General features: G+C 55.2%; 11 protein-coding genes. All 11 read left to right on the forward strand.

Going from position 1 to position 11,690, the window contains the following annotated elements:
* Positions 1-145: 145 nt before the first annotated feature.
* The gene (gene infC, locus KBX14_RS06990; RefSeq protein ID WP_083290943.1) at positions 146-694 is read left to right on the forward strand and encodes a translation initiation factor IF-3; all 549 of its coding nucleotides are present in this window, start codon (positions 146-148) and stop codon (positions 692-694) included.
* Positions 695-725: 31 nt separating this feature from the next.
* Positions 726-920 (forward strand): 50S ribosomal protein L35, encoded by a 195-nt coding sequence (gene rpmI, locus KBX14_RS06995; protein ID WP_070362525.1) that lies wholly within the window; start codon positions 726-728, stop codon positions 918-920.
* A gap of 53 nt (positions 921-973) precedes the next feature.
* Positions 974-1,360 (forward strand): 50S ribosomal protein L20, encoded by a 387-nt coding sequence (rplT, locus tag KBX14_RS07000; RefSeq protein WP_070362524.1) that lies wholly within the window; start codon positions 974-976, stop codon positions 1,358-1,360.
* Between the two features lie 88 nt (positions 1,361-1,448).
* Positions 1,449-2,270, forward strand: a complete 822-nt coding sequence (locus KBX14_RS07005) for an RNA methyltransferase (RefSeq protein WP_256042158.1) — start codon at positions 1,449-1,451, stop codon at positions 2,268-2,270.
* Between the two features lie 111 nt (positions 2,271-2,381).
* A complete protein-coding gene (gene pheS, locus KBX14_RS07010; protein WP_370687077.1) occupies positions 2,382-3,410 on the forward strand; it encodes a phenylalanine--tRNA ligase subunit alpha in 1,029 nt (342 codons plus the stop codon).
* Positions 3,411-3,423: 13 nt separating this feature from the next.
* Complete coding sequence (gene pheT / locus KBX14_RS07015) at positions 3,424-5,931, forward strand: phenylalanine--tRNA ligase subunit beta (protein WP_256042160.1); 2,508 nt, start codon at positions 3,424-3,426, stop codon at positions 5,929-5,931.
* 163 nt (positions 5,932-6,094) lie between these two features.
* Entirely contained in the window at positions 6,095-7,228 is a 1,134-nt protein-coding gene (locus tag KBX14_RS07020) for a bifunctional ornithine acetyltransferase/N-acetylglutamate synthase (RefSeq protein ID WP_256042161.1), read from the forward strand.
* Positions 7,229-7,338: 110 nt separating this feature from the next.
* Entirely contained in the window at positions 7,339-8,286 is a 948-nt protein-coding gene (argF, locus tag KBX14_RS07025) for an ornithine carbamoyltransferase (protein WP_070362519.1), read from the forward strand.
* Positions 8,286-8,777, forward strand: a complete 492-nt coding sequence (locus KBX14_RS07030; protein ID WP_070362518.1) for an arginine repressor — start codon at positions 8,286-8,288, stop codon at positions 8,775-8,777. The genes argF and KBX14_RS07030 overlap by 1 nt, the downstream gene beginning before the upstream one ends.
* An 89-nt stretch (positions 8,778-8,866) precedes the next feature.
* On the forward strand, positions 8,867-10,066 hold the full coding sequence (locus KBX14_RS07035; RefSeq protein ID WP_070479104.1) for an argininosuccinate synthase: 1,200 nt from the start codon (positions 8,867-8,869) through the stop codon (positions 10,064-10,066).
* An 18-nt stretch (positions 10,067-10,084) separates the two neighbouring features.
* Entirely contained in the window at positions 10,085-11,518 is a 1,434-nt protein-coding gene (gene argH / locus KBX14_RS07040; protein ID WP_070976437.1) for an argininosuccinate lyase, read from the forward strand.
* Positions 11,519-11,690: the final 172 nt, after the last annotated feature.

Consider the following 11,690-nt stretch of genomic DNA (forward strand, 5'->3'; position numbering starts at 1 on the left):
CCCATGCCGGTCAATAGTGATCAGGATACGGGTCAAGGTAGCCAAAGCATTTTTTGGTTGCCTACGGAAAGCTCCCGCGTTATTAGTAATAGCGCGGGTTTTGTGCTTTTGCGCAGAATCACTGGTGGTCTGGTAGCGATCACACATTGGTTTCTATGTTTTAGGAGTTCTCATCAGCGCTGAAGCTCGGATTAACGATCGTATCCGTGTCCCGGAAGTCCGCTTGGTCGGCCCGTCCGGCGAGCAGGTAGGGATCGTCCGTACCGACGATGCTCGGAAACTGGCTTACGAGGCCGATCTTGACCTCGTCGAAGTTGCGCCAAAGGCGAAGCCGCCCGTGGCGAAGATCATGGACTACGGCAAATACAAGTATGAGCAGGATCAGAAGGCTCGCGAGGCCCGCAAGAACCAGCAGCAGACCGTAGTGAAGGAACAGAAGTTCCGTCCTAAGATCGATGAGCACGACTACCAGACGAAGAAAAACAATGTGGAGCGCTTCCTAGAGAAGGGCAACAAGGTCAAAGTCACCATCATGTTCCGTGGCCGCGAGCAATCGCGCCCAGAACTCGGCTACCGCCTCCTCGAGCGTCTTGCAGACGACATTCAAGAGGTTGGTGTCGTGGAGTCCCGTCCGAAGCAGGACGGGCGAAACATGACGATGGTATTCGGACCTGCTCGCAAGGGCAAAAAGTAGATCAAGTTTTCAACTCTGAAGGGCTTTCAACATGAAGCAGAAGACCCACAAGGGCACCGCAAAGCGCATCAAGGTTAACGGCAAGGGCAAGCTGCGTCGTGAGCAGGCTGGTAAGCGCCACCTGAACGAGAAGCTGTCTTCGAAGCGTCGTCGCAAGCTCTCGGGTACCACCGACGTAGCTAAGAACGACGTGAAGCGCATGAAGCGCCTCCTCGGCATGTCCTAAGCACTGCCCAAGTTAAAACAACCGGTGAACGAAAGAAAAGGAAGTATTGACTCATGGCACGTGTCAAGCGTTCAGTTAATGCCAAGAAGAAGCGTCGCGCGATTCTGAAGTCCGCAAAGGGCTACCGTGGCCAGCGCTCCCGCCTGTACCGTAAGGCAAAAGAACAGTGGCTGCACTCCCAGACCTACGCTTACCGCGATCGTCGTAAGCGCAAGGGTGAGTTCCGTAAGCTGTGGATCCAGCGTATCAACGCCGCGGCCCGTATGAACGACATCACTTACAACCGTCTCATTCACGGCTTGAAGCTCGCAGAGGTCGAGGTTGACCGCAAGATCCTCGCGGAGCTCGCAGTGAACGACTTTGCAGCCTTCTCCGCTATCTGCGAGATCGCTAAGAAGGCCTTGCCAGCTGACGTAAATGCGCCAGTTGATGCAGCATAAGTTGCCTAGAACGTTGAACTAGGACGGAGCCCGTCGGCAAGCGTGAACGCTTGGCGGCGGGTTTTTACATTCAGGAGTAGGAAATTTCGTGGCCCTTGACTTTTCACAGCCCTTCACCGAACGAACCCCGCGAGTCGTGAATGCAGCGAAGCTGCTCCGCGCAAAAGGACGCAAGAAAGCAAACCGCTTTCTGGTGGAAGGGGTGAACAGCGTCGAGGCTGCCGTAGCTACGGGCGCGGCTACTGACCTCTTCGTGACAGAACATGCGTCACAAGCCTTTGCTGACGTTGTGACTACCGCAGAATATATGGATGTATATGTTCATGTCATTACAGATATCGCAGCGAAGCACTTGAGCGACACTGTAAACACCACTGGTATTTTTGCTGTTTGCAAGCCAGTGTTGTGGTCAGTCGGGGCAGCTCTTCGCGGTAAGCCTTCTTTTGTTGTGGTCGGGGTTGATACTAACGATCCGGGTAACGCAGGCACGATGATTCGCATTGCTGACGTGTGCGGGGCGGATGCTGTCATATTTGCCGGCGACTGCGTCGATCCTGAGTCGGGCAAGGCTGTGCGGGCCTCAGCAGGTTCGTTGTTTCACTTACCTGTGGCACGCGAGCGCAATACCCAGGACGTCCTTGGCCAGCTAAAAGCAGCAGGGCTTCAGACAGTGGCGACGACTATCGACGGCGAGGTATCCCTTGAGAAAACAAGTGATCTGCTTTCTGCCCCGATTGCTTGGCTGTTCGGAAACGAAGCACACGGATTGTCAACAGCTATTGCAGATCGTGCTGATGTACGGGTATCAATCCCGATTCAGGGATCTGCAGAGTCGCTGAACCTTGCAACAGCGTCAGCAATGTGTCTTTGGGAAACTGCCAAAGCAAAGATGGCGCAACAAGAGCTTTAGTTATATGTGTCGTGTTTGAAGCGACAGGTATGCTTAGTTTCGTTTTAACGGCTTTACAACCTTTACTACAAAGCGTAATCGGAAGGACCGAGTGTGTCGGAAAATAGTGGAATCGAATTGTCAGAAGAGAAACTCAATGCGGCAGCAGAAGCTGCAATTTCGGATTTTGAAGCAGCTGCAGACCTGCAGGCGTTAGAAGAGGCTCACAAGCAGCACTTGGGCGACCGAGCCTACATCCCTCAGGCTCGGCGTGCACTCGGTTCGTTGCCAAAGCAAGACCGTAAAGACGCTGGTAGGGCAGTGAATGTGGCCCGAGGCCGTGTAGAGAAGGCGTATGCCAAACTTCACGCGGTGCGTGAAGCCGAGTACCGCGAGGCTCAATTGAAAGCAGAGGCTGTCGACGTAACTCTACCGACACGTCGTTCTCAGCTGGGCGCGATGCACCCCATCACAACGTTGAGTGAGCAGATCGCAGATATCTTTATCGGCATGGGGTGGGAGATCGCCGAAGGGCCAGAAATCGAAGCCGAATACTTTAATTTTGATGCACTGAACTTCATTCCGGATCACCCGGCGAGGACGCTGCAGGACACCTTTTACGTTGGTAAACCTGGTTCCCGCCAGGTGATGCGCACGCATACTTCGCCTGTCCAGGTTCGAACGATGCTTGACCGTGATGTGCCTGTGTACATTGCTTGCCCTGGCAGGGTATTCCGCACCGATGAACTTGACGCAACGCACACCCCAGTTTTCCACCAGATTGAGGGTCTTGCCGTCGATAAAGGCCTGACTATGGCTCATTTGCGTGGCACACTCGACCACCTTGCGAAGACGCTGTTCGGGCCAGAGACGAAGACGCGTATGCGTACCAATTACTTCCCCTTCACCGAGCCATCTGCTGAGGTAGACGTTTGGTTCCCAAATAAAAAGGGTGGTGCTGGCTGGATCGAGTGGGGTGGCTGCGGCATGGTGAACCCGAACGTGCTTCGCGCAGTAGGCATTGATCCGGATGAGTACTCAGGCTTTGCGTTCGGGATGGGCCTTGAACGTACTCTCCAGTTCCGTAACGGCTTGTCAGACATGCGTGACATGGTCGAAGGCGATATCCGTTTCACCGTCCCATTTGGTGTGCAGGCTTAAAGGAGTTAATGACATGCTGATTTCAAAAAATTTCCTCACCACCCTTCTGCAACAGGCGGGCAATACTGGTTGGTCTGTCACTGACGAAGAGATGGACGCAGGCTTCGTTCGCGTCGGTTTTGAGACTGAAGGCTACGCCCCGATTGAAAAAACCGAGGGTCCCCTAGTGCTCGGCAAGGTCCTTGAAATTGAAGAGCTCACCGAGTTCAAGAAGCCGATTCGTTACTGCCAGGTTGACGTGGGACAGGCGAATGGCACGGGTGAGCCGCAGGGCATTATTTGCGGTGCACGTAACTTTACTGTTGGCGACACGGTAGTTGTCGCGCTTCCGGGGTGCGTTCTTCCGGGTAATTTCGCTATTTCTGCGAGAAAGACTTACGGGCATATCTCTAACGGGATGATGGCGTCAGCGGCGGAGCTCGGTCTGACCGCGAAGAGTGCTGGCATCATTACTCTTAGCGATGAAATCGGCGCCCCTGGCACTGATGCGCGGGAAGTTCTGGATCTCGACGACACTATCTTCGAAGTGAACGTCACTCCGGATCGTGGTTACGCTTTGTCGGCGCGTGGCCTAATGCGAGAGCTTGCGTCGGCATTCGACATCGCTTTTGTCGACCCAGCTCAGCAGCCTGACATCGCCGGCATCGATATTTCTGCAGTTCCTGCGCCAGCAGGTTCCCTTCTCGACGTCACCGTAGAGCCGGACACCGCTACGAAGCGCTTCGGGCTGCGAAAGGTGGAAGGCATCGACCCCGAAGCGGCGTCGCCGTTTTGGATGCAGCGCGAGCTCATACTCAGCGGCATCCGTCCAGTGAACGGCGCAACCGATGTTACGAACTTCGTAATGTTGCTGCTCGGTCAGCCGATGCACGCCTTTGACGCAGATACAATCTCTGGCGCGCTTCGCATCCATAATGCGGAAGAGGGCACTGAATTCGAAACACTGGATCATACAATGCGAACCCTTCGCGCTTCCGATGTAGTCATTTCTGATGACTCTGGAATTCAGTCTCTGGCTGGCGTCATGGGTGGCACGACCTCAGAAATTTCGGAAACCACGAAGAATGTTTACTTCGAAGCAGCAACTTGGGATGAACTTACGGTTGCGCGTACTGCTCGTCACCACAAACTGAGCTCAGAAGCCTCCCGTCGATTTGAGCGTGGAGTCGATCCGGCACTGGTGGAGGTAGCGTTGGATGTAGCTTGTGAGCTGCTGACGAGCTTTGCCGGGGGCAAGGTTGCAGCAGGTCGTACGTTGGTGGGTGAGGTGCATCAGCGAACTGAGATCTCTATGGCGAAAACGTTCCCTTCGGCATTGATCGGCGTCAAGTACTCTGAAGAGACCATTTCTCAGCGGCTACATGAAGTCGGGTGCGGCGTTGAAGAAAGTGGTGGCAATTTCATTGTGACGCCACCTTCCTGGCGGAATGACCTTACGGTCCCAGTAGAGCTTGTAGAAGAGATTGTTCGGCTCGAAGGGCTTGACGCTATTCCATCGATTCTTCCGACGCCGAAGGGGGGACGTGGCCTGACTGCAACGCAAAAGCGTCGTCGTGCAGTGACGCATGCTCTTGCGTACTCAGGTTACGCAGAGATTATTCCTACACCGTTTATGGCCACGGGTCTTTTCGACGCCTGGGGCCTGAGCAAGGACGATGCCCGCCGCGCAACCGTGTCTGTTCAGAATCCTCTGGATAGCGACTACGCCGTACTCGCTACGACACTCTTGCCCGCAATGCTCGAGGCACTAGCGAAAAATGCGGCCCGCGGTCAGCATGACGTGTCGATTTACTCAGTTGCACAGGTAGCTATCGGCGGGGAATCTGAAACACCAATGCCAAGCGTTGATCACCGCCCGGACGAAGAGACCCTGGCAGCAGTGGTGAACTCATTGCCGAAGCAGCCGCTGCATGTTGCAACTGTTGGCGTCGGAGATGCCGAAGTAGAGGGGCCTTGGGGCGATTCGCGAATGTACTCGTGGGCTGATGCTGTTGAATCTGCGCAGATAGTGGCGCGGACAGCCGGGATAGAGCTCGAGGTCCGGGCAGCAGACTACCTACCATGGCATCCGGGACGCTGCGCAGAGTTGCTGGTCGACGGCCAAGTTGTTGGTCACGCAGGTGAACTACACCCGCAGATTCTGGAAGAATGTGGCTTACCTGCACGAGTTTGCGCAATGGAGATGGACCTTTCGGCATTGCCACAGAGTGCTCACCTGCCCGCTCCGAAGCTGTCTGCGTACCCGGCAGTTCACCAGGACCTTGCATTGGTCGTGGACGACTCGACACCGGCCGAAAGCGTGCGAAAGACCGTAGCAGAACACGCCGGGCCGTTATTGGAAAATGTAACGCTGTTTGACGTCTATCGTTCTGAGTCCCTCGGCGAAGGCAAGAAGTCGCTCGCATTTGGACTCTTGTTCCGTGCGGATGACCGAACGCTCACTGAAGACGAAGCGTCGGAAGGGCGTTTAGCTGCGGCTGAGGCAGCGAAACAGGAATTTAATGCCACGATGAGGGCGTAGGTTACTTTTGCTGCTGACAGGCAGGACATCGCAGTGAGCGGCGTCCTGCCTGCTGTCGTTTTAGGAATGCATGTATCTTGAATCGGCACGAGCTTGCCATTTGTCTGGCAGGATGGGACTCCGTAGCCACAAGCGTCTACACCCGTAAAGGAGCCATAAAACCATGCCACAACAGACCGTTCTCACCCCTAAGGGATTTGTGGCTGCAGGTCTTCACGCGGGAATACGCGAAGGCGAGGGGCATGATCTGGCGCTCATTGTTAATCAGGGACCTGCTTGGAACGCAGCAGCGGTGTTTCCAGATAGTCGGGTCTGCGCCTCGCCTGTTCGAGCTACGCGCGAAGTTATGCGCTCGCATGCTGTGAACGCAGTTGTTTTAACATCAGGCAACGCTAATGCGTTCAACGGTTCAACGGGGGATGCGGACACTCGTGAGATTCAGAAGCGCGTATCCCAAGAGATTGGAGTCCCAGAAGACCGGGTCGCAGTCTGCGCGAAGGGACAGTTCGCAGTGCCTTTGCCAATGGAGCGTGTGAAAACTGGGTTAGCCAAACTCGCCACGGATCTGGGAGATACCCCTGCGCACGCTGAATCGGCTGCGGCCGCAATAGCGTCAACCCAAGGAACGATCAATCAAGCAGGCGTGAGCTGTGGAGCTTGGAGTGTCGGGGGCATTTCCCAGGGGGCTGGAAATTCACAGGAAACACTAGACACAGTACTGGGGTGCCTCACCACAGATGCGCTTGTACCGGCCTTTTCACTCGAAAAGGCATTGCGACGGGCTATGGAAACTACGTTTAATACGCTTGATCGATCTACAGCCCCGCTAACGAACGATACGGTGTTGTTGCTCGCATCTGGTGCGAGCCAGGTCACCCCCAACCAAACTCAGTTGGATGAGGCAGTGCTTGCGGTTTGCGAGGCATTGGTGGAGCAGCTTTTGGTCAACCAGGGAAGCGCGACCAAGAAATTGACGCTTGCCGTAGCTGGCGCTGCAAATGATGAAGAGGCACGCATCGCAGCACAAGCCGTAGCATGTGACGGACGTTTTCGAGAGTCGCTACTCAGTGGTGCTCCGGACTGGCCACGCGCACTCGCGATTGCGGGGAAGACAAAAGTGTGCCTAGATGCTGAGGCACTGGAGATCAACGTCAATGGAACACAGCTCTGCCAGGGAATCACTCCGCTCTTGACAAGCCGGGTGCTTGACTACGACGAACACGTGACTATTACGCTGGATCTAGGAACTCGTGGCGTCGGTACAGCAACAGTGCGGACGTTTTTGGAGCCTATGTAAGGGGAAAGTGGGCGTCGAAAAGCGAACGTCCAGGAGGCTTTGAAAATACAATAGGGGAGACGTCCGCATATTTTGCAGCAATCATAACGCAGAAATAGGAAGTAAACAGCATGGTGAACTCAGTTCGGCACTTTTTCGCAGACGATGACTTGACGCCAGAGGAACAAGCGCAAGTGCTCACGCTTGCCGCAGAGATGAAAAAGAACCCTTATGCGCACCGACCTCTCGAAGGGCCGAAGTCTGTTGCGGTACTTTTCGACAAGACCTCCACGCGCACGCGGTTCTCCTTCGATACAGGGATTGCACAGCTGGGTGGGCACGCGATTGTTGTCGAAACTCAGAATGCACAAATGGGCAAGGGTGAGTCCTACCAAGATACGGCGGCGGTGCTTTCGCGATACGTCGAAGCAATCGTTTGGAGGACGTATGCCCACGACAATTTGCTCCAGATGGCGGAGACATCACAGGTTCCGATTGTTAACGCGCTTTCCGATGACCTGCACCCGTGCCAAATTCTTGCGGATCTGCAAACAATCGTCGAAACCTTTTGTCCTGAGCAGGGGCCGGCGGGACTCCACGGCCTGAAAGCTGTGTATTTGGGAGATGGCGCTAACAATATGGCCAACTCCTACATGATTGGGTTCGCAACTGCGGGGGTAGACATCGCGATCATCGCGCCTCCGGAGTTTCATCCGGAGCAGCGGTTTGTGGACCGTGCGCGTGATCGTGCAAGCCAGACAGGTGCGACAGTCACGGTTACCAGCGATGTTGCTGCGGTAGCTGGAGCAGACGTGGTTATCACGGATACTTGGGTGTCAATGGGCATGGAGGGAGATGGAAAAGATCGACGCACTCCGTTCTTGCCATACCAAGTAAATAGTGGAATTATGCAAATGGCCGGTAATAATGCGATATTTCTTCACTGCCTACCGGCGTATCGTGAAAACGAAGTGACCGCAGAAGTAATCGATGGGCCGCAGTCGCGAGTCTTCGATGAAGCTGAAAATCGTCTTCACGCCCAAAAGGCGTTGTTGACCTGGTTGTTGGAGCACCAATAATGACCCAAACTGTCTCAAGAACTGCGCGACAAGCTCGGATTCTGGAGATACTTGTGAGCACGCGAGTGTCTTCTCAGATCCAGCTTTCCGAGCTTTTGCAAGACGAGGGTATCGAGATTACGCAGGCAACCCTGTCCCGTGATCTTGATGAGCTGGGAGCAAAGAAAGTGCGGCCAAGCGACGGAGGCCGTGCATATTACACGGTGAACTCCGATGCCGAGGCTTTTGATGCCTTGCATACAGGCCCACGTGAGAAACTTCGTCGAATGATCGAGGAACTCGTCGTCTCTGTTGACCATTCTGCGAATATGGCTGTACTGCGAACTCCACCTGGAGCTGCACAATATCTGGCTAGCTATATAGACAGAGTCGGTTTGGAGCAGGTAGTAGGCTGTATCGCTGGTGACGATACGATTTTTGTTCTCGCCCGAGATCCGCTTAAGGGCGGTGACCTAGCCCAGCAGGTATTTGGACGCAATACAAAGGCGTAAGTGACGCCGAAGCAAGCACAAACCCCGCGCTAGGTATACTATGTACCGCAGTGCAGAATATGATCTAGAAACACAAGGAGCTTTGATCCATGACTAACCGTGTTGTACTCGCATACTCAGGCGGGCTCGATACCTCTGTTGCGATTTCCTACCTCGGCGAAATGCTTAATGGCGAAGTCATTGCAGTAGCACTCGACCTTGGCCAGGGCGGCGAAGATATGGAGTCCGTACGTCAGCGCGCATTAGATTGCGGTGCTGTGGAATCCATCGTTATCGATGCGAAAGATGAATTTGCTGAGGACTACTGCCTGCCAACCATCAAGGCGAACGGTATGTACATGGGTGAGTACCCGTTGGTGTCAGCAATTTCCCGCCCGTTGATCGTAAAGCACCTTGTGAAGGCCGCACAGGAGCACGGTGGCACTCACGTATCACACGGTTGCACCGGTAAAGGCAATGACCAGGTTCGTTTTGAGGTTGGATTCCTGAACCAGGACCCAGATCTGGAAATTGTTGCGCCTGCTCGCGATTTTGCGTGGACACGCGATAAGGCGATTGCGTACGCAGAAGGAAAGGACCTGCCAATTGAGCAGTCGGCAGCTTCGCCATTCTCGATTGACCAAAACGTTTGGGGGCGCGCGGTAGAGACAGGCTTTTTGGAGGACCTCTGGAACGCGCCGACGAAGGATCTATACGCTTACACGGAAAGCCCTTCGATGGGCAATGCGCCTGACGAAGTCATTATCTCGTTCGAGGGAGGCAAGCCGGTTGCAATCGACGGCCGCCCGGTAACGATGTTGGAAGCAATCGAAGAGATGAACCGTCGCGCTGGTGCGCAGGGCATCGGTCGTCTGGATATGGTCGAAGACCGCTTGGTTGGCATTAAGTCCCGTGAGATTTACGAAGCGCCAGGCGCGGTCGCTCTGATTACGGCGCACAAGGCGCTCGAGGACGTTACGATTGAGCGCGAGCTGGCTCGCTACAAGCGACTTATCGACGCGCGCTGGTCGGAGGAAGTGTACGACGGTCTTTGGTTCGGTCCGCTCAAGCGCTCCCTGGATGCGTTCATCGAGTCGACACAGGAGCACGTCACTGGGGACATCCGCATGGAAATGCATGCAGGTAAGGCAGTGGTCAATGGCCGCCGCTCCAACCACTCCCTGTACGACTTCAACCTCGCAACGTACGACACAGGCGACACTTTCGACCAGACCTACGCTAAGGGCTTCGTCCGTTTGCATGGTTTGTCATCGCAGATCGCGAACAAGCGCGATCGCGAAGCGAAATAGCAGGGAGCTTTGGAAGTTATGCAGCAGCATAAGACGAATGAAGGCGCGCTGTGGGGCGGTCGGTTTTCTGGCGGCCCTTCTGAGGCGATGTTCGCGCTGAGCGTATCGACGCACTTCGATTGGGTGCTTGCGCCTTATGATGTATTGGCATCGAAAGCTCACGCAAAAGTCTTGCACCGTGCAGGACTTCTTTCGGACGAAGACCTGAAGACCATGCTCGAGGGGCTTGAGCAACTCGGCGCAGACGTTGCAAGTGGTGCGTTTGTTCCCGAACCGACGGACGAAGATGTTCACGGCGCAATGGAGCGCGGCCTGATCGACCGAGTAGGTCCTGAGGTAGGAGGGCGCCTGCGTGCAGGGCGCTCGCGGAATGACCAGGTGGCAACGATGTTCCGGATGTGGGTTCGTGATGCCCTGCGCGGTGTTGCTCTGCACATTACGGATCTCATCGATGCTCTCGTTGCACAGGCGGCTGCACATCCCGATATCATCATGCCGGGTAAGACCCACTTCCAGGCTGCGCAGCCTATTTTGCTCGCACACTCGTTGCTCGCTCACGCACACCCGCTGTTGCGTGACTTGGAGCGGATTCAGGATGCGGACAAGCGGTTGGCTGTGTCGCCGTACGGCTCTGGCGCTTTGGCGGGTTCTTCGTTGCACCTAGACCCGGAGGCGATTGCGGAAGAACTTGGCTTCTATGAAGCAACCGACAACTCACTGGACGGCACAGCTTCGCGTGATTTCGCAGCCGAAGCGGCCTACGTTCTAGCCCAGATTGCAGTGGATGTGTCCCGCTTTGCGGAAGAGATTATCGCCTGGTCGACGCCAGAGTTCGGTTACGTCACGTTGGACGACGCATGGTCGACTGGTTCTTCGATCATGCCGCAAAAAAAGAACCCAGACGTTGCGGAGCTTGCCCGAGGCAAGTCAGGTAGGTTAATCGGCAACCTTACCGGATTGATGGCCACTCTTAAGGCGCAGCCTCTCGCGTATAACCGCGATTTGCAAGAAGACAAGGAGCCGGTAATCGATTCCGTAAACCAGCTCAACATTCTTCTGCCAGCGTTTACCGGGTTGGTCTCGACTCTCAAGTTCCATGGTGATCGAATGCGTGAGATTGCACCTGCGGGATTCACGCTTGCTACCGATTTGGCAGAGTGGATGGTTCGCCAGGGTGTGCCATTCCGAGAGGCGCACGAAGCTTCCGGAGCATGCGTACGCATCGCGGAGTCCCGAGGCATCAACCTTATTGACTTGACAGATGAGGAGCTCGCGAGCGTAGACCCTCGACTTAACGCAGGTGTCCGTGACGTGCTCACGATTGAGGGTGCTGTGAGCTCGCGCGATACACGCGGTGGAACCGCCGGCCCACGGGTAGAAGAACAGCGTGTACGCGTAGCGGAGGCAAATAGGAAGTATCGAGCGTGGGCAGAGAAGCCTGTGCGGGGTTAAAATCGGTACCGCATTTGCGACGCCCACCTTTCGGTGGGCGTTTCCACTTTTTGTGGCTTAAGGGACATTTTGTGTGTTTTTACGGCGTGTCGCGATAAGGGACATTTTGTGTGTGTTTAGCTGCGTCCAGCCCACCCTTTTCTCACGCCTAAGCTGGGGTTCCACTGATGAT

The sequence above is a fragment of the Corynebacterium sp. CCUG 61414 genome, from assembly GCF_024453945.1.
Taxonomy (GTDB): domain Bacteria; phylum Actinomycetota; class Actinomycetes; order Mycobacteriales; family Mycobacteriaceae; genus Corynebacterium; species Corynebacterium pseudogenitalium.